Below are 23,909 nucleotides of genomic sequence, written 5' to 3' on the forward strand. Positions count from 1 at the left end.
GGTGCGTCCCGGATCCGTTCAGGAGGATTGCACGTCCTCGGCGCGGGCGGCGTCCGGCTCCGGCTTGATGACGGCGAGCACCACGCCGCCAAGCGCGATGACAACAGCACCGGCGATCACCCCCGCCGTCGGGATTTCGTTGAAGAACAGGAAGCCGATGAGGGCGGCAAAGACCAGCCAGGCATAATCGACTGGTCCGACGATCGCCAGCGATGCAAGACGGTAGCCGCGCACGACACAATATTGCGCCGCCACGGCCAGCGGACCGAGAAGCAGAAACGGAACCATGGCCGGCAGCGGCACGGTCTTCCAGGTCAGGATCGCCGGCACGGAGAGGAAGAGGATGCCGAAGGCGTTGACATAGAGCAGGACCGTCAGCGGCCGGTCTGCATGGGACAGGACCCGGATCATCAGGCCCTCGATGGCCAGGAGGGCTGCCCCCAGAACGGCAATGGCGGCGGGCACCAGATAGGCGGGCTCGAACTGGGTGAAGGCGCCGCGCGATATCATGATGAAGCCGGCACCGGCGAAACTGAGGGTGATCCCAATCATATGCTGCTTCGTGACGGTCTCTTTCAGGACCAGCACGGCGAGCGGAATGATGAACACCACGTAGAGAAGGCCAAGGGCGGTCGCATCGACGATCGGCATCGCCGCCGAGGAATAGATCAGCGCAAAACCGCCGGATACGCCGAACGCCGCGCGCATCGCATGCGAAAACGGCCGGGCGCTGCGATAGACCCGCAAGCCCTCGTGCTTGACGGCAACGACAGCCAGAAGCGTAGTGAAACCGCTGATATAGCGCAGAAACTGGATCTGCAGCACGGACATGCTGTCGCCACCGAATTTCCCCGACGCAAAGATCAAGGAAAATAACGCCGTGCCAAGCACAACCCAGATCATCGCTTCCGCATTCGAGTTCAACAGACTTTTCCGCAAGGCCTTAACTTTCAATGGTTTCAGCGTAAACTCTTGCCAAATCGATCCCCCATATTGCAAATTCGATTTTTGAGCCCTGAATGAGTATTTTCGATGCAGAACAGACGCAGTGTTTCGCTGAATGCGGTGCGGGTTTTCGTTCTGACGGCCCGTCATCTCAGTATCGTGCAGGCCGCCGGCGAAATCGGCGTCACCCCGAGCGCGGTCAGCCACCAGATCAAAAAGCTGGAGGGCGAACTGGGGCTGGCGCTGTTCAAGCGCAGCCATAATTTCCTGGCGCTCACGGATGCCGGGCGCCGTTTCCATGATGATGCGGCCGCAGCGATCGCCGCGATCGACCGGTCCGCCGAGGCGCTCAGCCGCGACCAGAACGAGATCGTCGTGCGCGTGTCGATCTCGCTTGCCGTCCGCTGGCTGATCCCGGCGCTGGAACGGTTCAAGGCGATGCACCCGGCCGCCCGTGTCCGGATCGAGACGAAAACCGGCTCCAACATTTCTCTCGGGTCCGGCGATCTTGCCATTTCCTACCATCGTGCCGGGACGAGCCCTGCGGAGGGCGAGTGGCTGGCCGCCGATATGAGCCGCCCTGTCGCGTCGCCGGCATTGCTGGCCGCAGTCGGCTATGAGGGGACCGGAGATCTCGGCAAGGTTCCGGGCCTTCAATGCGCGGTGGACAACTGGGATTGGGCGCTGTGGACCCGCACGCTTCACATCGAGCGCGACGCCATCCAGATCCAGCATGTGTTCGATACCGACGACGCCGCCCTGCATGCGGCGACCGCCGGATTGGGCATGGTTCTGGCACCGGCGTTTCTGACCGAGCGTGAAATCCGCTCCGGCGGACTGGTCGCGCTACCGGGATTCGGGCCGGTCGATCTCGGCCACTACCGTGTCGTCTTCCAGCGCCACGAAAACCGCATGACCCGAAAATTCCGCAAATGGCTGGGGGAGGAAATGCAGCGCATGGTCTAACGGATTCTGCGCATGCTTTCGCCCAAGAAAAAACCCCGGATCATCGCTGATCCGGGGTTCATGATTTCGGGCAATCCGGCCTATTTGGCCGGTTTCGGTTTCTTCGAGAACAATCCCTTGAGATTGTCGAACAGCTCGACCTTTGCGCCATGGCGTTTCATGATGAATGCCTGCTGGGTGATCGACAGCGTGTTGTTCCAGGCCCAGTAGATGACCAGACCGGCCGGGAAGCTGGCCAGCATGAAGGTGAAGACCAGCGGCATCCAGGTGAACAGCATCGCCTGCGTCGGATCCGGCGGCGTCGGGTTCATGCGCATCTGCAGGAACATGGTGATGCCCATGATCAGCGGCCAGACGCCGATAACCAGCGCATGCGGGACGTCGTAGGGCAAGAGGCCGAACAGGTTGAACAGCGAGGTCGGGTCCGGTGCGGACAAGTCCTGGATCCAGCCGAAGAACGGGGCATGGCGCATTTCGATGGTGACGTAGATCACCTTGTAGAGCGCGAAGAACACCGGAATCTGCAGAAGGATCGGCCAGCAACCGGCGATCGGGTTGATCTTTTCTTCCTTGTAGAGGGCCATCATGCCCTGCTGCAAAGCCATGCGGTCGTCGCCGTGCTTCTTCTTCAATTCCTCCATCTTCGGCTGAACCTTCTTCATGTTCGCCATGGAGGCATATTGCTTGCTGGCGAGCGGGAAGAATAGCAGCTTGACGACGATGGTGGTCAGAAGGATGGCAACGCCGAAATTGCCGAAATAACGGAAGAAGAAGTCCATCAGTTTGAACATCGGCTTGGTGATGAAGTAGAACCAGCCCCAGTCGATCAGAAGGTCGAACTGCGGGATCGAGTAGGACTTCTCGTAGCCATCGACCAGCGGCACCTGCTTGGCACCGGCAAAGACCAGGGTCTTCAGCTCGGTGGACTGGCCGGGCGCGATCGTCACGGCATCCTGCTTGTAGTCAGCCTGGAAGCGCGGGCGGCCATCGGTAAAGTGTTCGTATTTGGATTCGTAGGCCAGGTTCTGCGGCGGCACGATAGTGGCAGCCCAGTACTTGTCGGTGATGCCGAGCCAGCCGGTGGTGGCCTTCTCATGCTTGGCCGGAACGTCGTTTTCCACCTTGCTATAGGCGACTTCGTTGAGGCCATGCTCGCCGATGACGCCGATGAAGCCTTCATGCAGTACGTAGACGCTCGGGGTCGTCGGCTTGTTGAAGCGGGTGACGCGGCCATAGTTGGACATCGACACCGGAGCGCCGCTGCCATTGTTGATCGAATCGACCACCTGGAACATGAAATGGTCGTCGATCGAGATCGTGCGGGTGAAAACCAGACCCTTTTCATTGGTAAAGGTCAAAACGACCGGGGTCGTTGTCGTCAGCTTGTCGCCGCTTGCAAGCGTCCAGGCCGTTGCCGGGCCGGGCACGGTGCCGGATGCCTCGTTGCCGATATAGCCGAGTTCGGTAAAGTAACCGTCCGGCGTGTCGGAAGGGCTGAACAGCGTGATCAGCGGGCTCTTGTCATCGACGGTCTCGTGATATTCCTTGAGCTTCAGGTCATCGAAGCGTGCGCCGGTCAGGTTGATCGAGCCGCTCAGCGCTGCCGTGTCGATGGAAACACGGGCCGATTTGGCAATCGCCTGGTCGCGGGTTTCAACGGCGCCGGGGACAGCGCCCTGGGCCGTCTGAGCCTGGCCCGGAACGGCCGGGGTAGCAGCCGGCTGGCTCTGCTGGGTGAGCTTCTGATGGGCTTCCGCCGCAATCCGTTCTTTCTCTATCTTCGGGTTCACATAGAGAAATTGCCAGGCAATCAGGATCAGCACCGACAGCCCGATCGCCACGAAGTAGTTGCGGTTTTTTTCCATCATTCTTTCCTGGAGCCGGCCGGTGGCCGTGAATATTTTTGCTTGCTTTCGATCCGCTCGCAGAGGGTCTTGCCGATCCGCTCGAAGGGCGCGTTCAAAAGGTCGCGTCTGGCGACAATCACATAGTCATGTCCGGGCTTCATTGCAAATCCGGCAGAAAGCCGCACGGCCTCCCTCAGGCGCCGGCGCATCCGGTTGCGTTCGACGGCATTGCCATGTTTCTTGGTGACGGTAAAACCGACGCGCGGCCCGCTATCGGGCTCGTTGCGATCAAGAACTTCCAGAAGAAACAACGGACCCTTCCGCTGCTCTCCCTTGCGCACGGCAAGAAACTGCGGCCGGCTTTTCAGCCGCCCGGCAGTTGATTCAGGCTTGGGTAATGTCATTTTCCCGCGCTCCTTCCGGGAGCAGGAGCATCCATCGTCCAGACGGACGTTTGCAGGATGCCCCGGCGCCATGAAGCCGCGCATGCAGGTTTCGCGAAGATCAGTGCGCGAAGACGCGGCACGCGCCAGACGGCCTTAAGCCGACAGACGCTTACGGCCACGTGCCCGGCGGGCAACGATAACCTTGCGGCCACCCTTGGTGGCAATACGTGCACGGAAGCCGTGACGGCGCTTGCGAACAAGCTTGGACGGTTGATAGGTACGCTTCGTCATTTATTTTAATACCGCGGTGTGCGGCCCTTCTTGGGTTTGCTTCTTAGCAAGGGAGCGTTACGTTCCGGGCACGGGCTTGCACAGGGCAAGGGGACTTGTCCGGACGTGGGCGGCTTATAAGAGCAAAGAGCCGCGAAAGTCAATTGCCGGAGCGCGCAAAGGCCGCAAAAGCTGGGGTTGATGCGGGTCGGGCGAACTTCAGGCCCTGGAAGAGCCGTGATGTGGCGCGTGCCGGTCTCAACTGACGATTGAAATTTAGCATCTAATAATATATTTAGCTAAACATAGCCCTAAGACGCAGATACTAGAATTGCGCTCTGTCCCATGAGGCTTCGTTAACCATGGTCATTTTAGTGTCTATCTGAATGCAATTACCGGCATGCGGCGCATTTTAACGTCTGCTGCCGGTCTCAGGGGGACATGGACTATGAAAATTCGCGGCAAGATCTATCTCATCGTCGGGGTGATGAGCCTGATCGCACTGGCTGTCACGGGCATGGCCCTGACGGTCATCACACAATATAATGCAAGGCTCGTCCAGTTCGACAATGCCTCGGATCGCGCCTTCAACGGCGAGCATCTCAACCGTCTGGTCACAGGCGTCGTCATGGAAGCGCGCGGCATCTACGCAGCCCCGACGGTGGAAAAGTCCAAGCCGTTTGCCGAAGGGCTGGTGAAGAACCTCGACAAGATCGACGCGCTTTTGACCGGTTGGCGCCCGCTGGTGCCTGCCGGGGAACTGGCCGCCTTCGACGCCGTCGTCAAGCGCGCTGCCGAGTTCCGCACGTTCCGCACCGAGACCGCCCGCCTCAGCCAGGAGGTTTCGCCGCAGGCCGCCAACGAGCAGGGCAACAATGATCTCAACCGCGCCAACCGGAAGGCCTTCCAGGCCGAGATCGACGCTATCGTCGATACCGACCGCGCGGCTCTTGATATCATCCAGAACGAGGTCAACGCGATCGAAAGCCGGATGATCCTCATGGTGCTTTTGACGGCCGGCTTCGGTCTCATCATCGGCGCGGGAACAGCCTTCTATATCGGCACCAAGCAACTTAGCCAGCCGATCCTGCAGCTGACCGGCACGATGAAGCAGCTTGCCGATGGCGACCTCAGCGCCAACGTGCCCTTTTCCGGCCGCAAGGACGAAATCGGCGAGATGGCCGGTGCCGTCGAAGTGTTCAAGCGCAATGGCCTGGCCGTGCGCGAACTGAATGCCCAGGAAAGCGCGCTGCGTGAAAAGAGCGCCGATCTGCAGTCGAGCATCGCTGTCGTCGTGACGGCCGCCGCTGCCGGTGATTTCACAAAGCGGATCAACAAGGACTACGGCAATGCCGACCTGAACCGGTTTGCCGCCAGCCTCAACGAGCTTGTCGATGGCGTCAACAGCGGCGTCAACGAGACCCGCCGCGTCATCGCCAGCCTTTCTGCCGGCGATCTCACGCAGAACATGCACGGCAATTTCCAGGGCGCATTTGCCGAATTGCAGCAGAACGTCAACGACACGCTCTCGACCCTGCAGAACACCCTGCGCGAAGTGCGCACCACGACCGATTCGATCAACGGCAATTCCTCCGAACTACGCTCGGCTGCCGACGACCTGTCGAAGCGCACCGAGCAGCAGGCTGCAGCGCTGGAAGAAACCTCGGCCGCGCTGGAACAGATCACCGCTGCCGTGCGCAATTCGACCGACCGTGCCCAGGAAGCCACCGTCATGGTCACCGAGGCCAAGCAGAGTGCAGCCCAGTCCGGCGAAGTCGTGCGCAAGGCCGTCGATGCCATGGGCCGCATCGAGCAGGCCTCCAGCGAGATCGGCCAGATCACCAACGTCATCGACGAGATCGCCTTCCAGACCAACCTTCTGGCGCTGAACGCCGGTGTGGAAGCAGCGCGGGCCGGAGATGCCGGCAAGGGCTTTGCCGTCGTTGCCCAGGAAGTCCGCGAGCTTGCCCAGCGTGCGGCCAGCGCCGCCAAGGACATCAAGGGCCTGATCGCCAAGTCAGGCTCCGAAGTCGCAACCGGCGTCAAGCTGGTTCAGGAAACGGGAGAGGTTCTCGGCAAGATCGAAACGCGGGTGCTGAGCATCAACGACCACATCCATTCGATCGCCACGGCCGCGCGCGAGCAATCGACCGGTCTCGGCGAAGTCAGCACCGCCGTCAACCAGATGGACCAGGTGACGCAGCAGAATGCGGCGATGGTGGAAGAAGCCAATGCCGCCACACACAAACTTTCGGCGGAAGCCGACAGCCTGGCGCGGCTGATCTCGCATTTCAAGCTGGACGACAGCGTGCCGTTGCGCGTCGTTGCTTCCCCGGTCCGCGAGAATACCCGCCCGGTCGCGTCGCCGGCCCGCAAGATGATGGGCACGGTTGCCCGCGCCTTTGGCGGCGGCTCGGCCAGCGCCGCAGTCTCCAAGGACAATTGGGAGGAGTTCTGATCCTTCCCGGACAGTCACCTTTGAATATCGATCCCGCAGCGATCCCGCATCGCTGCGGGATTTCCGATCACGGCGACGTTTTTTACCGCGATCATTCGTTATTGGTTCAAGCGCCGCTTTCCTTCTAATGCTGGGCCGATGGAACCAAGCAAGCACAAGAGGCAGGATTTGACCGTGCAGGGCCGCCGGGAAACGACGGAAGGGGAGGCGGAGCCCGCAGGGCCACCGCTGATGTTGCGTGCCGCTCCGCTTCTCGTCTTGGCCGCAGGCCTTGTCCTTGCCTATGGGCTGGGCTGGCATCGCTATGTGACGCTCGGCTGGCTGGCCGATCAGCGTGAGATGCTGTTGGACATGGTGGCGCATTATCCGTTGCGCTCGGGGTCGTTGTTTTTCCTCGTCTATGCCGCCGTCGTGGCGTTGTCGGTTCCGGCTGCCTCGGTGCTGACGATCTTTGCCGGTTTCCTGTTTGGCTGGCTTGCCGGTGGCGTCATCGTCGTCATCGCGGCCACGGCCGGCTCCTGTCTGCTGTTTGCCGGCGCGCGCACCGTGTTCGGCGATGTGCTGCGCCGCCGCGCCGGACCGTTTCTCAACCGGTTTTCCGCAGGCTTCAGCCGCAATGCGTTCAGCTATCTGCTGGTTCTTCGCCTGGCGCCGGTCTTTCCCTTCTTCGTCGTCAATATCGCCCCTGCCTTCTTCGCGGTCAGCCTGCGAACGTTCGCGCTTGCCACCGTGGTCGGCATCATTCCCGGTACGTTCGTTTTTACATGGCTTGGCTGCGGCTTCGAGGAGGCGATCGGCGATGCGGCCGGACATGGACGAACCCTGCACTTGTCGGATTTTCTGACGCCGAAGCTGACCTTGGCGTTCATGGCGCTGGCGCTCATTGCCGCGCTGCCGCTTCTCGTGCAGTTTGCTCGTGAAAAACGGCAGGCGGTGGGTGATCGTGACAAGGACTGACGGTGTGACAACGGTTCTGTCTCCCGATATCTGTGTGATCGGCGCCGGTTCTGCGGGGCTTTCGGTTGCCGCAGGGGCCGCAGCCTTCGGCGTGCGGGTTGTGCTCATTGAACGCGGGCAGATGGGCGGCGAATGCCTCAACACCGGCTGCGTACCATCCAAGGCGCTGATCGCAGCCGCCAAGCACGCCCATGCGGTGCGCAAGGCCGCCGAATTCGGTGTGATAGCCGGCGAACCGGTCATCAATTTCGAAAAGGTTCAGGCGCATGTGCGCGCTGTCATCGGCGCGATCGCGCCGCATGATTCGGCCGAGCGGTTCACCGCCATGGGCGTCAAGGTCATCAAGGCCGATGCGCGCTTTACCGGTCGTGACACTGTGGCGGCCGGCGAATACGTGATCCGCGCCCGCCGTTTCGTCATCGCCACCGGCTCTTCGACAGTCATTCCGCCGATCCCCGGCCTTGCCGATGTCGATTACCTCACCAACGAAACCCTGTTCGACCTCAAGAGCCTTCCAAGTCATCTTCTCATCATCGGCGCCGGGCCGGTCGGTCTCGAGATGGCGCAGGCGCACCGGCGGCTGGGGGCTGAGGTGACGGTCGTTGATTCGGGGAAGGCGCTTTCGAAGGAGGATCCTGAACTGGCGGAGATCGTGCTCGGCCAGCTGCGGGACGAAGGCATCTCCATTTTCGAACACTGCCGGGTTCTGTCTGTCGAAAAGACGGCGGCGGGGACGCGACTGAATTGCGAAACACAAGCCGGTCCGCTGAACCTCGAGGGCAGCGCCCTGCTCGTCGCGACCGGGAAAAAGGGCAACACATCCGGGCTCGGCCTTGAGGCGGCAGGCATTGCGGTGACGGCGACGGGGATTGCGGTTGATAGACACTTGCGCACGCAAAACCGCCGGGTCTACGCCATCGGCGATGCAGCCGGCGGGCTGCAATTCACCCACGCCGCCAGCTATCATGCCTCGCTGGTGCTGCGTGAAATCCTTTTCCGGCTACCGGCGCGCGAAAACCGCGATACCGTGCCGCGTGCCACCTTCACCGATCCGGAAATCGCCTTTGTAGGCCTCGACGAGCAGCAAGCCCGCAGGCGTTATGGGCCTGTCGAGGTCCTGCGCTGGCCCTATGCCGAAAACGACCGGGCACAGGCGGAACGCAACACGGCAGGCCTGATCAAGGTGATCACCACACGGCGCGGTAAGGTTGTCGGCGCTGGGATCGTGGGTACAGGTGCGGCCGAGATGATCGGCCTGTGGTCGCTCGTCATGTCCAGCCGGCTGCGCCTCTCGGATATGCGCGAGGCCATCCTGCCCTATCCAACCATGACGGAGATTGGAAAACGCGCCGTCATCGCCTATTATACGCCCTTGACACGCAAGCCGTTCGTCCGGGCCATCATCCGCCTGCTCAGACGTTTCGGCTGAGACGATGGAATTCAATGGCATGACGGCAGAGACGACAGCAACCACGGCCCTTCAAAGGCAGCCGGCCCGCGTGGGGTTTTTCCGCGGCCTTTCCGGCCGGCTTTTGTTCCTAACGGTTGTTTTCGTCATGCTCGCCGAAGTGCTGATTTTCGTTCCGTCCGTTGCCAATATGCGCATCCGCTGGATGGAAGACAGGCTGAACACGGCCGCTGCCGCAGGCGTCGTGGTCGATGGCCTGCAGGACGTGCAGCTGTCGCGCCCGCTGCAGGAAGAAACCCTGATGGCGACCGGCACCAAGGCCATCGTTCTCAGGCGCAAGGACGAATCGCGGTTGATCGCGGCCGTCGACATGCCGCCGGAAATTGACGCCCAGTACGACGTTGCCGCGATGACGCCGATCGCCGCCATCCGCGATGCCTTCGATACGCTGCTGTTTGGCGGCGGCAAGGTGGTGCGGATCTATGGGCCGATCGGCGAAAGCGATGCGATCATTGAAGTGGTGATGTCGGACAAGAGCCTGCGCAAGGCGATGCTGGTCTATTCGCGCAACGTCTTCTTCCTGTCGCTCGCCATTTCGCTGTTTACCGCCGCGCTGATCTTTCTGGCCATCAACCGGCTGATGATCGTGCCGATCCGGCGCATGACGACGAATATGCAGGAATTCGCAACCGAGCCATCCAATCCGGCCCGCGTTCTCGATCCGGCTTCAGGGCGCGACGAACTCTCGATCGCCGGGCAGCATCTGTCTGCCATGCAGCAGCAGCTGCAAAAGACGCTGAAGCAGCAGAAGAACCTCGCCGATCTCGGCCTTGCCGTGTCGAAGATCAATCATGATATGCGCAATATCCTGGCTTCGGCGCAGCTGATCTCCGACCGCCTTGCCGATGTCGATGATCCGATCGTCAAGCGGTTTGCACCCACGCTGTTGCGCACCATCGACCGGGCCGTCGGGTATACCACCGAGGTTCTGTCCTATGGCCGCACCACCGAGCCGGAGCCGCATCGCCGGTTCGTCAAGCTGCGGCCGCTGGTGAGCGATGTCGGCGAAATGCTGGCGATCGATCCGGGCTCCGGCATCGAGTTCGGCATGCAGATCCCCGAGGATCTGCAGGTCGATGCCGACAGCGAGCAGCTGTTCCGCGTCGTCCACAATATCTGCCGCAATGCGGTCGAGGCGCTGACGAACGGCCAGGCCGATAGCAACGCGCCGCGCACAATCAACGTCTCGGCAATGCGCACCGGCAGCGTCGTCAGCATCTCTGTTGATGATACCGGGCCGGGCATGCCCGCCAAGGCGCGCGAACACCTGTTTACCGCCTTCAGAGGCTCCGCCCGCTCCGGCGGCACAGGTCTCGGCCTTGCCATTGCCCGCGAACTGGTGCTCGCCCATGGCGGCACCATCGCGCTGGTGGAAAAGCCGACGCCGGGAACCCTGTTCAGGATCGAACTGCCCGACCGCCCGGTACCGCTCGATGCGTTCCGCTCGAAAGCCCGTCACTGACATCGGATTTTTCCAAATGCCGCTGTGAGGCCTTTGGAATGGCGCTGTGCAAAGGCTTTGCGGCTGAAATCCATCCACAGTTTCAAAGATATAAGCAGGCCGTTTCATCAAAAAACAAATTTTCTGCCGAAATTCGCTTGCATTCCCCGGTGGGACGTTTTAGAGGATCGCCACGCAAGCGGTTGACGCCGCAGCGCGAAGCACCCGTAGCTCAGCTGGATAGAGCATCAGACTACGAATCTGAGGGTCGGACGTTCGAATCGTTCCGGGTGCGCCATTTCTTTCAATGACTTATCGGTAGAATAAACGGTTTCCGCTGGATGGCGGGACGCCGCATCGGCGCAATAGCATTCAATGGCTTTGCGGTGATGTCAGCTTCAATCAACGTCGCAAAGCGCTCGAAAATCGTGGCACGCTTTCTGCCGCGCGCGCCTCACAAATCCCAATTATCGTTTCTTGCGCAGTGCCTCGATCAGGGTGCGGGTCTTTCCCGTGGCGTAGACGATGTCTTCGCGGTCGAGATGCACGGTGATTTCGACATCCTTCCAGCCAGCGCCGTTTTCGCGGGCAAAGAGCACCGCGTCTTCCAGCGATGGAAAAACCGAGGCCGGGGTGCCGGCGATCAGGAACTGCACCGAGCATTCGGCGTCCGAATAGTTACTGAGTGCCTTGATGGGATCAAACGCCATGATGTCCTCCTGTGCCGCTGCGAACCGGGCAACGATACGCTCCGGCAGCGCCGCTATAGCCGGAAAATGTCTGTCCGTCTCTCTATGATCATCAAAACATCAGCGGAACGGCGTTGGGCGTGCTTGGCGGACGAAAGGTGGCCGCAACGTGTGGCTCAGGCCGCGCCGGGAAACCGGTGCGGCCTGGTGTTCTTTACCACTTCTGGTGAACGTGAACCTTGATCAGGCGCTCGTAGACATCGGCAAGGGCAGTCAGTGTTTCAGAGGGGATGGCGGCGAGGTCGCTGGCGGAGGCATTGGCCTTGGCCTGTTCCTCGTTACGGGCGCCTGGGATGACCACCGACACGGCCTTGCTCTGAAGGATCCATGCAAGCGCAAACTGCGCCATGGACGCGCCCTGTGGCACGAGAGGCCGCACCTGCTCGACAGCCTCGAGCGCGACATCCAGCGGCACGCCGGCAAAGGTTTCTCCGACATCGAAGAATTCGCCGTTGCGGTTGAACTTGCGATGATCGTCATCGGCAAATTTTGTGTCAGCGGTAATTTTGCCGGAGAGCAGGCCGGACGCCAGCGGCACGCGCACGATGATGCCGACATTCTTTTTCAGCGCCTGCTCGAAGAACAGGTCATGCGGCCGCTGGCGGAAGATATTGTAGATGATCTGGATGGTCGCGACGCCGGGATATTCGATCGCCTTCAGCGCCTCCTCGACATTGGAGACCGAGACGCCGTAATGGCGGATCTTGCCCTTGACGGTCAGATCATCCAGCGCGCCGAACAGATCCGGCCGGTAAAACACTTCGCTCGGCGGGCAATGAAGCTGCACGAGGTCGAGCGTCTCGACGCCGAGATTGGCAAGGCTGCGGTCGATGAAGGCTTCGATATTGGCGGCTGTGTAGCCCTCGGCCACATGCGGGTTCAGCCGGCGGCCGGCCTTGGTGGCAACGAACGGCTTGTCGCCGCCGCGATCCTTGAGAACCGATGCGATGATCTTTTCCGAGCGGCCATCGCCATAGACATCGGCCGTGTCGATGAAGGTGACGCCGGCATCAAGCGCCGCATTCAGCGCGCGCTTGCCGTCTTCCTCGGACACGTCGCCCCAGGCGCCGCCAATCTGCCAGGCGCCGAAGCCGATTTCCGAAATGGTGGCGCCGGTGCGCCCCAAGGTTCTGTTTTTCATGATATGATCCTCGCCGATGGAGCGCTCCGCTCCGTCAATCCCGCTGCATCCGAGCGGAAAATTCTGTTTACCCGCTGTTTCTATTCGGAATATGACGGGGGGGCCAGCAGCCGTTCTTTCAAGACCTTGCGAAGCGGGAAAAACCATTCCTGTTTTCAAAGCCTTATTGAAAGGCGTTGCGACAGGATCGATCAATCGTCCGGCGTGATGACCGCCCGGCCACGGCTGAGATCGAGGATCATTCCGGTCGCGGCCTGAAGCGCATCCTTCGGGATCTGCAGCGAAAGGCTGGCGCCGGTACTGGTAAATGCTTCCGCGCTGATGACGGCGCCAAAGCCGCCAAGGCGGGCCTTGATCAAGGCCAGGTCGGCAAACTCGCAGTCCAAAGTCGCCGCGATCGTCTCGATGACCTCGACCTTTTCGGCTGCGCGCAGGCAGATCGCCGCCGTGCCGCCATAGGCGCGGATCAGACCGCCGCTGCCCAACAGCGTGCCGCCAAACCAGCGGGTGACGACAACGGCAATATGATCGAGCCCCTGACCGTCTATGGCCTGCAGGATCGGCTTGCCCGCAGTGCCGCTTGGTTCGCCGTCATCATTGAAGCGGTAGGTCTGGCCGATGCGGAAGGCCCAGCAATTGTGGCTGGCCGTCAGGTCGGATTGTTCGTTGATAAAGTCCCTGGCCGCCGGCTCGCTGGACACGGGGCCGCAGACAGCGAGAAACCGGCTCTTCTTGATGTCTTGCGCGTGGGTTTCGATGCGTTGAAGCGTCAACATTGGCTGGCCCGTTTGCGCGGTGATAGTGCATCGGGCAGCCCAATGTGAAGGGAGCGTTCCCTCAAAGCGCGCTCTGCCACGCCTTCACCGCATCCAGCGGATAGACCAGCATCAGCACGTTCAGCGTCAGATTATCGCGGATCAGCCAGCCGGTGAAAATCTCGAAGAAGACGGCGATGGCGACGGTCAAGGCGATTGGCGCCTGCCTGGCGAAGAAGAAGCCGAGCGCCATGAACACCGTGTCCATCGCCGAATTGAGAATGCTGTCGCCGTAATAGTCGAGCGAGACGGTGGCTGTGCGGTAGCGGTCGATGATGAGGGGGGAGTTTTCGAGAAGTTCCCAGCCAGATTCGATCACCAGTGCCAAAAGCAGCTTTGCCGCCAGCGGCTTGCCGCGCAGGGTCAGATGGGCAAGCCCGTAAAACAGGAAGCCGTGGATGATATGGGAGGGCGTATACCAGTCGGCCAGATGCTGCGAATTGCCCGGACCATTGGCATTGGGCTCGAACAGCTTGATATAGCCGCATTCGCAGATCGGCGTGCGGCCCATCCAGTATTCGATGACGATCTGCAGGATGAGAACGCCAGCGCACGCGGCAAGCCAGAGCGTGGCGGCGCGCGGCGAACGGTTTTCTGCCGGAACCAGCGTGGTCACTTCTTGGCATCCTGATCGAGCGAATGCTTCATGATCACAGGCATCTGCGACAGGGTGAACAGCACCGTGATCGGCATCGTGCCCCAGACCTTGAAGGCGACCCAGAAATCGGTCGAGAAATTGCGCCAGACGACCTCGTTGAGCACAGCCAGGAACAGGAAGAAGATGCCCCAGCGGATGGTCAGCTTGCGCCAGCCGGCCTCGTCGAGCTTGAAGGCGGCATGAAAGACATAACCGAGCAGCGATTTTCCAAACAGCAGGCCGCCGAGCAGGATGACGCCGAACAGCGTGTTGACGATGGTGGGCTTCATCTTGATGAACGTATCGTTTTGCAGATAGAGCGTCAGCGCGCCGAAGATGAAGACGACGACGCCGGAGATGAGCGGCATCATCGGCAGGGTGCGGGTCAATATCCAGGAGACGGTGAGCGCGATCGCAGTTGCGGCCATGAACAGGCCGGTGGCGATGAAGATCGGCCCGCCGAGTTCGGTCAAAGCCGGGAATTTCTGCGCCAGCCACTCGCCGCGCGAATTGGCGAAGAAGAAGACCACGAGCGGCCCGAGCTCCAGCACCATTTTCAGAAGCGGGCTGATTTCCTTGCGCGGCTTGACCGCCTCGATCGATGACATGGTAACGTCCTTAAAGCGGTTATCGTGCATGCCCGGTTTGCGGGCTATTCGTCTCTCTTGTCGTCAACCTCGGACTTGCCCCGAGGATGACGGAGTGCCGGGACCCTATAACATCAGCAAAAAGGCAAAACCGGGTCAATGGGGAATTCCGGCGATGGCCTCGGCAAAGTCCTTGGCCTCGAACGGTTCCAGATCGTCCACGCCCTCGCCGACGCCGATGAAATAGACCGGCAGCTTGTGCTTGGCGGAAATGGCGACGAGGATGCCGCCGCGCGCGGTGCCGTCGAGCTTGGTCATGATCAGGCCGTTGACCCCCGCCACATTGCGGAAGATTTCCACCTGGTTGAGGGCGTTCTGGCCGGTCGTGGCGTCCAGGGTCTGCAACACGGTATGCGGTGCATCGGGATCGAGCTTGCCGAGCACGCGGACGATCTTTTCCAGCTCCGCCATCAGTTCCGTGCGGTTCTGCAGGCGGCCGGCGGTATCGATGATCAGCACGTCGCTCTTTTTCAGCCGTGCCTGCTCGAAAGCCTCGTAAGCAAGGCCCGCTGCATCGGCGCCGAGTTTTGAGGAGACGATATCGGATTTGGTGCGCTCGGCCCAGATTTTCAGCTGCTCGATGGCGGCTGCCCGGAACGTGTCGCCGGCGGCTAGCATCACTTTCAGGCCGGCACCCGACAGTTTTGCCGCCAGCTTGCCGATGGTGGTGGTCTTGCCGGTGCCGTTGACGCCGACGACGAGAATGACATGCGGCTTGTGGCTGAGGTCGAGCTGCAGCGGCTTGGCGACGGGGGCCAGAACCTTGGTGATTTCGGCAGCCATGATGCGCGAGACGTCTTCGCCGGACACATCCTTGCCATAGCGCTCGGAAGCCAGCGTATCGGTGATGCGCAGCGCCGTCTCGACGCCGAGATCGGCCTGGATCAGCAGGTCTTCCAGATCCTGTAGCGTTTCGTCATCGAGCTTGCGCTTGGTGAACAGCGCGGTGATCTGGCCGGTCAGCTGCGAGGAAGTGCGCGAAAGCCCCTGGCGCAGGCGCTGGAACCAGGTGAGTTTCTGTTTCGGCGCTTCCGGTGCCGGCTCGACGGCGCGGCCGGTGGCGAAACCTTTTGGGAGGATGGGGGTTGAGGGCGCTTCTTCAATGTCCGTGTTTGCGGAGAGTTCGTCACCCCCCTCTGCCCCGGAGCCTGTCCTCGGGCTTGCCGAAGGCAAGACCCGGGGGGGCATCTCCCCCTCAAGGGGGGAGATCAGGCTGGCTTCAGCCTCAGTCGTCTCATTAACTGAAGGAGGTTGCGTTGAAAGAGCCTCAGACTCCGTCTGATCTCCCCCCTTGAGGGGGAGATGTCCCGAAGGGACAGAGGGGGGTGCTGCAATTTCCTCGATCTCGGCCGCTTCGGCCTCCGCCTCCAGTAGCGACAGCGGGATCAGACCGATATCGCCGATCTCTTCGACGGCAGGAAGAATGGCCGGGGTCTCCAACTCTTCTTCAGAAGCTTCATCCACGAATTCAGGCGCTTCAACCGCATCGGCAGAGGGTCCGCCCGCCGTGTCCATTTCCTCCGGCAGGACGGGGTCTGCTGCGACCGGCAGGTCTTCGATGCGCGAATGCGGCTCGAGCTCGGCTTCGATCGCCCGGGTTTCCTCCGGGCTGAACGTCGATTCCGCCTGGTCCATGACCGCATCGGCCGCCGGCGTGGCAGTTGGCTCGCCTTCGGCCGGCTTGTCCTTGCCGAATGTGAAGACCTTTTTCAGAAAGCTGAGCGCCATTTGAATTCCGTAAACTCAGGCCGCGTCGGCGGCCATCAATTGCATGACTGAGGCGCGCAGCGCTTCAGATCCCGTATCTATGCCTGCCGCCGCTCCAAAACCGCTTCACTATTCAGAGCTGCCAGCATGAGATGCTTGCCGTTGTGGCCGGTGATCCGGGCCTGCACGATAGCGCGCGGCTTCAGGCCGGGGACGGCGGCAAGCGTGAAATTTTCCGTATGTGCCAAGCCGTTGTTCTCGACAAGCAGGCTTTGCTGCGTTCCGATCATGCTGTCAAGATGGGCCTGGTGCAGCTGAAGTCCAGTGGCGCGCAGCCGGGCGGCCCGTTCTTTCACCAAAGCGCGGTCGAGCTGCGGCATGCGGGCGGCGGGCGTTCCTGCGCGCGGTGAATAGGGAAAAACATGCAGATGGGCGATATTGGACTCCTTGGCCAGCCCAATCGCATTTTCAAACATTTCTTCGGTCTCGGTCGGAAAGCCTGCGATCATGTCGGCGCCAAAGCTTATGTCCGGCCGCAGCCGCCGCACGTCGCGAATGAACGCCAGGGCATCCTCTCTGGAGTGGCGGCGCTTCATCCGCTTCAGGATCATGTCGTCGCCATGCTGCAGCGACAGGTGCAGATGCGGCATGAAACGCGGCTCATCGGCGATCAGGTCCATCAAATGGCTGTCAGCCTCGATGCTGTCGATCGAGGAGAGGCGCAGGCGCAGGATATCCGGCACCTGTTTCAACAACGTCTTTGCCAGAAGCCCAAGCGATGGCGTTCCCGGCAGGTCGCCGCCATAGCTCGTCGCATCGACGCCGGTCAGCACGATCTCGCGATAGCCGCTATCCGTCAGTTTGCGCGCCTGATCGACGACGGCGCCCATCGGCACGGAACGGGAATTGCCACGGCCATAGGGGATGATGCAGAAGGTGCAGCGGTGGTCGCAACCATTCTGCACTTGGATGAAGGCGCGCACATGGCCCTCGATCAGCTTGACCATCTGCGGCGCCGTTTCGCGCACGCTCATGATGTCATTGACGCGCAGTTTTTCCTCAGCCGATACGCCGAAATCAGGCAACGACCGGTAGGAAGCGCTCGTCAGCTTTTCCTCGTTGCCGAGCACGGCATCGACCTCGGGCATTTCGGCAAAGGTCTGCTTTTCGGTCTGGGCGGCACAGCCGGTGACGATGATGCGCGCATGCGGATTGTCGCGGCGCGCCCGGCGGATCGCCTGGCGGGCCTGGCGCACGGCCTCGCCGGTCACGGCGCAGGTATTGACGAGGATGGCATTGTTCAGCCCCGCCTTTTCGGCCTGCGCCCGCATCACTTCGGATTCATAGGTGTTGAGACGGCAGCCGAAGGTTATGACATCGACGCCGCTCAAAGCGCGGCACTTTCCGCCCGTGGTTCTCCGTCGCGGAACCAGAGACCGGTCGTGGGATCGACCGTGCCCGACCATTCCCATTCGGCCGGGCCGGTCATGATGACATGGTCGTCGCGCTCGCGCCATTCGATGGTGAGGATACCCGGCGGCGTGGCGCTGGCGACCGTGATTGCGACATTGCGGCCGGTGCGGCCGGTGCGGGCAGCCGAAACTGCGGCCGAACAGGCGGCCGAGCCGCAGGCGAGCGTCAGGCCGGCGCCGCGTTCCCAGGTGCGGGTGGTCACCGACATGGGCGAGGTGACCTGCGCAAGGGTGATATTGGCGCGCTCGGGAAACATCGGGTGGTTTTCGAGCAGCGGGCCGAAGCGTTCGAGATCGAACGACATGACATCGCGATCGACCCAGAAGATTGCATGCGGATTGCCCATCGACATGACGGAGGGCGAATGCAGGACCGGATCGTCGATCGGGCCGATCTGCAGCTCGATGCGGCTGGTATCGTAGAATTCTTCCGAAAGCGGAATCTTGTCCCAGGCAAAAACGGGCGTGCCCATATCGACGGAAATGGTCCCATCGGCATGTTCCTGCGCATTCAGGATGCCGGCGACGGTCTGGAAGGTGAACGCCTTCTTGCCGGTCTCGGCTGCAAGCGCCTGCACGACGCAACGCGTACCGTTGCCGCAGGCCTGCGCCTTTGAACCGTCGGAATTGAGGATGTCGATAAACGCGTCGGTGCCCTCGGCCTTCGGATCATGGATCGCCATGATCTGGTCGAACCGGGTATCGGCATGCGCATTGAGCGCAATGGCCGCCTCAGGCGTCACCTTGTCCCGGCGCCCACGCATATCAACGACCAGGATCTTGTTGCCAAGCCCGTTCATGACAGCGAATTCGACCGGAGTGCTCATGACATTCATTTCCATCGTTTCTTGGGGTCTATATGGCGGAAACGGGGACAAATTACCAGTGGGCCTTCCCCTTGGTTGAGCGGGCAGGCGGCCGTTCCCCTTCTCCCCTGGGGGAGAAGGCGCCCGAAGGGCGGTTGAGGGGGTTGTTCGGCAGATTCTGGGTCGATGGCAGGGTGTGTGGAGTTGGCTTCGCCCTCCTCATCCGGCGCTTTGCGCCACCTCTCCCCGCTGGGGAGAAGAGGGGGTGCGCGGCGGTTTCGATGTCCATAACCAGCTATTGTCCGGTTTTTTTGCGGGCACATGGTTGTGGTCTTTCCCGGCGCGGGCCAATCTGTCGCTCGCCGATGCGGAGACATGCCATGCCCGAAAGACCCCAGCTGCTCACCGGAAAGTGCCTCTGCGGCTCTGTCGAATACGAGGTCGAGGACGCTTTTGAATATGCGATGAACTGCCATTGCTCCAACTGCCGCCGCACCACCGGATCGGCGTTCAAGCCGATCGCTGGGATCGCGCGGGAGCGGATGCGGGTCTTGAAGGGCGATGAGGCGGTTTTGGTTTACGGCAATCCCGATGAGGCGCACGACGTGCATTGCGCCACCTGCGGTTCGCTGGTCTATTCGGTGGTGCGTGAAGGCGCCTATGTCCATGTGCCGATGGGCACGCTGGCCGATACCCCCACGATCCGTCCCACGGCGCATATTTTCGTCGGCTCGAAAGCGCCGTGGTACGATATCACCGACGGTCTACCGCAGTACCGGGAGTTCCCGGACGGTTGAGGCCGCCACGGGACGGCACCCAACCGAACCACACGGATGAAAGCATGCGATGCGCCTCCATCCGGAGCAGAAAACCTCCTTACCCGATCGACATCAGGCTGGCATTTCCGCCGGCGGCTGCCGTATTGATGCTGGTCGAAACTTCTTCCAGCAGCCAGTTGAGGCAATAGGCATCCGGGTTCTTGGCAAGCTCGGCCGTCGATGCGGCCTGGACCAGAACCAGCGGGCCGGGGAGGGTGGCGATCTGCCTGTTGACGGTGCGCACACGCTCCGCCTCGCCCTCGATCAGCGCGCCGGCAAACGGCACGTCCATGCGCCAGTCGGCCGTGAAGGACACGCGGGCGGCGACGGTGCCCGGCAGGGAAGCCAGAGCTTCCTTGAGGCCGGATGTGGTATCGACCACGGCCGTATTGCCGGTTGCGAATACGGCGGCAAGCTGGCGGTAAAGGCCATCGGCCGTCTGCGGCACCAGCAGGATCTTTCCGCGCGGATGCAGGGCGTAGAGGTTGATTTCGCCAACCGGCCCGGCAAGCTCGGTCGTGAGGCCGAGCGCCGACTGGCTGCCGGTCTCGCGGGCGTCCTGCGCCTGGGTTCTCAGGCCCTTGCTATCCAGCCACTTGGCGAAATCGAGCAGAACTGGATCGGTATGAACCGAGCTGTGCTGCGGCGGCACCGGCGGCGTGGTGACGAGACGGCCGAGATAGAGCGGGCCGCCGGCTTTCGGACCGGTGCCCGACAGGCCGCGCCCGCCGAAGGGCTGGACGCCGACGACGGCGCCGATGATGTTGCGGTTGACGTAGAGATTTCCGGCCTTCACCCGCGAGGTGACATGGGCAATGGTCTCGTCGAGGCGCGTGTGCAGCCCGAATGTCAGGCCGTAGCCGGTGGCATTGATGTCGTCGATCAGCCGGTCGAGATCGTCGCGCTCGTAACGCAGCACATGCAGGACCGGGCCGAAGACTTCGCGCTTGAGGTCGGAAAGCTGCTTCAGCTCGATGATCGTCGGCGGCACGAACGTGCCGTCGGCCGTGGCTGGAGATAGCGCGATCTGCTCGACCTTGGCGCCGATGCCGCGCATGGCGTCGATATGCTTGTCGATGATCTCCTTGGCTTCCGCCGTGATGACCGGGCCGACATCGACAGCCAGGCGGTCGGTGCGGCCGATATCGAGCTCGTGCAGCGCGCCCTTCAGCATGGTGAGTACGCGGTCGGCAACATCGTCCTGCAGGCAGAGCACGCGCAGCGCCGAGCAGCGCTGGCCGGCGCTGTCGAAGGCGGACGCAATGACATCGCCAACGACCTGTTCGGCAAGGGCCGAACTGTCAACGATCATGGCGTTTTGGCCGCCGGTTTCGGCAATGAGCGGCACCGGCTTGCCCGATGCGGACAGCCGCTCAGTCAGCTGCGCCTGGATCAGCCGGGCGACCTCGGTCGAGCCGGTGAACATCACGCCGGCAATATTCGGCGCGCCGACCAGGGCTGCGCCGACACGGCCGTCGCCCGGAAGCAGTTGCAGCGCTTCCGGCGGGATGCCGGCCTCATGCAGGATGCGCACGCCTTCGGCCGCGATCAGCGGGGTTTCTTCGGCGGGCTTGGCCAGAACCGGATTTCCGGCGACCAGCGCTGCGGCGATCTGGCCGCAGAAGATGGCCAGCGGAAAATTCCACGGGCTGATGCAGACGATGGGGCCGAGCGCCTGATGGGATGGACCAAGCGTGCGGGTTGCCTGTTCGGCATAGTAGCGCAGGAAGTCGATGGCTTCGCGCACTTCGGCAATCGCGTTGGGCAGCGACTTGCCGGCTTCGCGCACGATCAGGCCAAGCAGCTTGGGCATGCTGGCCTGCATCAGGTCGGCGGCGCGCACCAGGCATTGGGCGCGCTCGGTGGGCGGAACGGCACTCCATCCGGCCCCCTCGGCGAGCGCGATCTCGATGGCCCGGCGGGCATCGTCGGCAGCGGTCTCGACAACGGAGCCGACGACATCGCGGTGATCGCCGGGATTGAGGACAAGACGGCTCTCGCCGCGCAGCTTTTCAGAGCAAAGATGCGGTGCGGCCGTCCAGTCGATCGCAGCGCTCGCTTTCAGTGCTTCCGAAAGCATGGCCAGAGACGTTTCGTTGGAAAGATCGAGGCCTGCGGAATTGCTGCGGCCGGCATAAAGGTCGACAGGCAGTTTGATCTGTTCATGCTGGGCGCCCATGACGGGCATGGCGCGCACGGTATCGACAGGGTCGGCGATCAGCTCGTCGATCGAGACGGCCGGATCGGCAATGCGGTTGACGAAGGAGGAATTGGCGCCGTTTTCCAGCAGGCGGCGCACGAGATAGGCAAGCAGCGTCTCATGCGTGCCAACCGGCGCATAGATGCGGCAGGGGCGGTCAAGATTGGCCTTGCCGACAACCTCGTCATAAAGTGGTTCACCCATGCCATGCAGGCATTGGAACTCGTATTTTCCCACCTTGAAGTCGGGCCCGGCCATTTCGTAGATCGCCGCCAGCGACTGGGCATTGTGCGTGGCGAACTGCGGGAAGATCACATCGGCCGCATCCAGCAATTTGCGCGCGCAGGCGATGTAGGAAATGTCGGTGTAGATCTTGCGGGTATAGACCGGGAAACCATCGAGGCCATCGATCTGGGCACGCTTGATCTCGGCATCCCAATAGGCGCCCTTGACGAGGCGCACCATCATCCGGTGACCGGAGCGGCGGGCGAGATCGATGATGAAATCGAGAACGAACGGGCAGCGCTTGCCATAGGCCTGGACGACGAAGCCCATGCCGTTCCAGCCCGACAAGGCAGGATCGAGGCGCAGCGCTTCGAGCAGGTCCAGCGACATTTCCAGCCGGTCTGCCTCTTCCGCGTCTATATTGAGGCCGATGTCGTAGCTCTTGGCAATCAGCGCCAATGCCCTCACCTTGGGCAGCAGCTCAGCCATGACGCGGGCGCTCTGGGCGCGGACATAGCGCGGATGCAGCGCCGAGAGCTTGATCGAAATGCCGGGGCCTTCATAGATACCGCGGCCGTTCGAGGCCTTGCCGATCGCATGAATGGCATTTTCGTAATCGGCATAGTAGCGCTTGGCATCAGCGGCGGTGGTCGCGGCCTCGCCCAGCATGTCGTAGGAATAGCGGAAACCCTTGGCCTCCAGCGGGCGCGAACGCTTCAGCGCCTCGTCGATGGTTTCGCCGGTGACGAACTGCTCGCCCATCATCCGCATCGCCATGTCGACGCCACGGCGGATTACCGGTTCGCCGGCGCGCGCGATCAGCCGCGTCAGCGCTGCCGAGAGGCTGCGGTCATTGACGGTGGAGGTCAGCTTGCCGGTGACGACGAGGCCCCAGGTGGCGGCATTGACGAACAGGGACCGGCCGCCGCCAATATGCGAGCGCCAGTCGCCATCGGCAATCTTGTCGCGGATCAGCGCATCGCGCGTGGCCGTGTCGGGAATCCGCAAAAGCGCTTCGGCCAGGCACATCAGCGCCACGCCTTCCTGGCTCGACAGCGAATATTCATGCACCAGCCCTTCGACGCCGGAGCCCTTGTGCTTGGCGCGCAAGGCAGTAATCAGCTTGCGCGCGGTGGTTTTGGCCCGGGCGCGGATATCCTCGCGCAGGGTGGCGGCGGCGACCAGCGGCGGCAGGCACTCGGTTTCCGGCAGGCGGTAAGCGGCGGTGATTGCCTGGCGCAGCTTTGTCTGCGCGGCGATCGGCGGCGCAAAATCGGCAAAGGGAGCTGATGGTGCAGAGGTATCTTGCGGCTGCGGCAGGCTCATCGAAATCGTCCCTTTTCGAAGCTGTCGGGCGCACGCGGCGTGGCCCGGAATGGATGGGCGCAAAATAGGGCAGAGGTCTCCGGATAGCTATCCGGGAAAATAAGCCAAATGCCGGATGTTTCACCGAAACAGATTGTTTAAACCGTACACCATGCGGGCATATCGAAATCGAGCCGGATGATCCGGTGTCAGAGAAGAACTTTCTGCGAAAGTTTGTGACGCGCCATCAGACATTCATCATCACCGGGCATGCAGGTGCGGCAAACGATCGGGCGCACCGCATAGATCTTGCAGCCGACATGGACGCCAAGCTTGCCGTCGAGCGCCAGACAGCGATTGTCCTCGCAACGCATGCCGCCGAGATCGGCCGAAACATATTCCGGCGGTATAAGGTCGAGATCCGCATCCGTCTCCAGCGAAAAACGCGGCCAATCCTGCGAATAACTGCAGCAGGCGCCACAACTCTGGCAGTCGAAATCATCAGTGGGAACGGCAAGGGTCATGCGGCGAACGTAGCATGGAATTGGGGAAAGGTGGAAGGCCGCGCACTCCCCTTCTCCCCTGCGGGGACCGTTGCATAATCGTCGAATTGACTGATGTGGCCACAGGATAAGCGAGTTCTTGTGCC

Annotated in this window: 20 protein-coding genes and 1 tRNA gene; 7 read left to right on the plus strand and 14 right to left on the minus strand. The window is 61.8% G+C overall.

Going from position 1 to position 23,909, the window contains the following annotated elements; translation table 11 throughout:
- Window positions 1-18: 18 nt before the first annotated feature.
- A complete protein-coding gene (locus ASD32_RS08940; protein WP_060637690.1) occupies window positions 19-924 on the minus strand; it encodes a DMT family transporter in 906 nt (301 codons plus the stop codon).
- A 108-nt stretch (window positions 925-1,032) separates the two neighbouring features.
- On the opposite strand from ASD32_RS08940, the gene ASD32_RS08945 reads away from it, so the two are divergent.
- On the plus strand, window positions 1,033-1,911 hold the full coding sequence (locus tag ASD32_RS08945; protein WP_060637691.1) for a LysR substrate-binding domain-containing protein: 879 nt from the start codon (window positions 1,033-1,035) through the stop codon (window positions 1,909-1,911).
- An 80-nt stretch (window positions 1,912-1,991) separates the two neighbouring features.
- Here ASD32_RS08945 and yidC read toward each other — a convergent pair whose 3' ends face one another.
- The 3 genes from yidC to rpmH form a co-directional block, all read right to left on the minus strand.
- Window positions 1,992-3,776, minus strand: a complete 1,785-nt coding sequence (gene yidC / locus ASD32_RS08950; RefSeq protein WP_060637692.1) for a membrane protein insertase YidC — start codon at window positions 3,774-3,776, stop codon at window positions 1,992-1,994.
- Window positions 3,776-4,162 (minus strand): ribonuclease P protein component, encoded by a 387-nt coding sequence (rnpA, locus tag ASD32_RS08955; protein WP_060637703.1) that lies wholly within the window; start codon window positions 4,160-4,162, stop codon window positions 3,776-3,778. The genes yidC and rnpA overlap by 1 nt, the downstream gene beginning before the upstream one ends.
- A 135-nt stretch (window positions 4,163-4,297) precedes the next feature.
- A complete protein-coding gene (gene rpmH, locus ASD32_RS08960; protein WP_037104763.1) occupies window positions 4,298-4,435 on the minus strand; it encodes a 50S ribosomal protein L34 in 138 nt (45 codons plus the stop codon).
- Between the two features lie 427 nt (window positions 4,436-4,862).
- Here rpmH and ASD32_RS08965 point away from each other — a divergent pair, with 427 nt between their 5' ends.
- The 5 genes from ASD32_RS08965 to ASD32_RS08985 all read left to right on the plus strand — a co-directional run bounded on the left by ASD32_RS08965 (window position 4,863) and on the right by ASD32_RS08985 (window position 11,036).
- Window positions 4,863-6,872 carry a methyl-accepting chemotaxis protein gene (locus ASD32_RS08965; protein WP_060637693.1) on the plus strand — a complete coding sequence of 670 codons (2,010 nt, stop codon included), beginning with the start codon at window positions 4,863-4,865 and terminating at the stop codon, window positions 6,870-6,872.
- 174 nt (window positions 6,873-7,046) lie between these two features.
- Window positions 7,047-7,829, plus strand: coding sequence for a TVP38/TMEM64 family protein (locus ASD32_RS08970; RefSeq protein WP_244490142.1), 783 nt, complete (start codon window positions 7,047-7,049; stop codon window positions 7,827-7,829).
- Window positions 7,830-7,833: 4 nt separating this feature from the next.
- Window positions 7,834-9,258, plus strand: a complete 1,425-nt coding sequence (locus tag ASD32_RS08975) for an FAD-dependent oxidoreductase (RefSeq protein ID WP_060637705.1) — start codon at window positions 7,834-7,836, stop codon at window positions 9,256-9,258.
- A 19-nt stretch (window positions 9,259-9,277) separates the two neighbouring features.
- A complete protein-coding gene (locus tag ASD32_RS08980; protein ID WP_060637706.1) occupies window positions 9,278-10,759 on the plus strand; it encodes a HAMP domain-containing sensor histidine kinase in 1,482 nt (493 codons plus the stop codon).
- A gap of 200 nt (window positions 10,760-10,959) precedes the next feature.
- A tRNA-Arg gene (locus ASD32_RS08985) sits at window positions 10,960-11,036 on the plus strand.
- A 169-nt stretch (window positions 11,037-11,205) separates the two neighbouring features.
- Here ASD32_RS08985 and ASD32_RS08990 read toward each other — a convergent pair.
- The 8 genes from ASD32_RS08990 to dapF all read right to left on the minus strand — a co-directional run bounded on the left by ASD32_RS08990 (window position 11,206) and on the right by dapF (window position 18,733).
- Window positions 11,206-11,448 carry a hypothetical protein gene (locus ASD32_RS08990; protein WP_060637694.1) on the minus strand — a complete coding sequence of 81 codons (243 nt, stop codon included), beginning with the start codon at window positions 11,446-11,448 and terminating at the stop codon, window positions 11,206-11,208.
- Between the two features lie 193 nt (window positions 11,449-11,641).
- Window positions 11,642-12,628, minus strand: coding sequence for an aldo/keto reductase (locus ASD32_RS08995; RefSeq protein ID WP_060637707.1), 987 nt, complete (start codon window positions 12,626-12,628; stop codon window positions 11,642-11,644).
- Window positions 12,629-12,819: 191 nt separating this feature from the next.
- Entirely contained in the window at window positions 12,820-13,404 is a 585-nt protein-coding gene (locus ASD32_RS09000; protein WP_060637695.1) for a YigZ family protein, read from the minus strand.
- Window positions 13,405-13,465: 61 nt separating this feature from the next.
- The gene (locus tag ASD32_RS09005; protein ID WP_060637708.1) at window positions 13,466-14,050 is read right to left on the minus strand and encodes a DUF2585 domain-containing protein; all 585 of its coding nucleotides are present in this window, start codon (window positions 14,048-14,050) and stop codon (window positions 13,466-13,468) included.
- Window positions 14,051-14,055: 5 nt separating this feature from the next.
- Entirely contained in the window at window positions 14,056-14,688 is a 633-nt protein-coding gene (locus ASD32_RS09010) for a septation protein A (RefSeq protein ID WP_060637709.1), read from the minus strand.
- Between the two features lie 135 nt (window positions 14,689-14,823).
- Window positions 14,824-16,455, minus strand: a complete 1,632-nt coding sequence (gene ftsY, locus ASD32_RS09015) for a signal recognition particle-docking protein FtsY (protein WP_060637696.1) — start codon at window positions 16,453-16,455, stop codon at window positions 14,824-14,826.
- 77 nt (window positions 16,456-16,532) lie between these two features.
- Window positions 16,533-17,825: a tRNA (N(6)-L-threonylcarbamoyladenosine(37)-C(2))-methylthiotransferase MtaB gene (gene mtaB / locus ASD32_RS09020; protein WP_060637697.1), complete on the minus strand. Its 1,293-nt coding sequence runs from the start codon at window positions 17,823-17,825 to the stop codon at window positions 16,533-16,535.
- Entirely contained in the window at window positions 17,822-18,733 is a 912-nt protein-coding gene (gene dapF, locus ASD32_RS09025; RefSeq protein WP_060637698.1) for a diaminopimelate epimerase, read from the minus strand. The genes mtaB and dapF overlap by 4 nt, the downstream gene beginning before the upstream one ends.
- Window positions 18,734-19,092: 359 nt before the next feature.
- Between dapF and ASD32_RS09030 the strand changes: the two genes are divergently transcribed.
- Window positions 19,093-19,509: a GFA family protein gene (locus ASD32_RS09030; protein ID WP_156383112.1), complete on the plus strand. Its 417-nt coding sequence runs from the start codon at window positions 19,093-19,095 to the stop codon at window positions 19,507-19,509.
- Between the two features lie 79 nt (window positions 19,510-19,588).
- Here the strand turns inward: ASD32_RS09030 and putA are convergent, their stop codons facing one another.
- Together putA and ASD32_RS09040 are read right to left on the minus strand one after the other, a co-directional pair.
- On the minus strand, window positions 19,589-23,281 hold the full coding sequence (gene putA / locus ASD32_RS09035; RefSeq protein WP_156383113.1) for a trifunctional transcriptional regulator/proline dehydrogenase/L-glutamate gamma-semialdehyde dehydrogenase: 3,693 nt from the start codon (window positions 23,279-23,281) through the stop codon (window positions 19,589-19,591).
- A 188-nt stretch (window positions 23,282-23,469) separates the two neighbouring features.
- Window positions 23,470-23,784, minus strand: coding sequence for a YkgJ family cysteine cluster protein (locus ASD32_RS09040; RefSeq protein ID WP_060637700.1), 315 nt, complete (start codon window positions 23,782-23,784; stop codon window positions 23,470-23,472).
- Between the last annotated feature and the right edge of the window lie 125 nt (window positions 23,785-23,909).

It is taken from the genome of Rhizobium sp. Root483D2 (assembly GCF_001426685.1).
In the GTDB taxonomy this organism is placed as follows: Bacteria; Pseudomonadota; Alphaproteobacteria; order Rhizobiales; family Rhizobiaceae; genus Pararhizobium; species Pararhizobium qamdonense.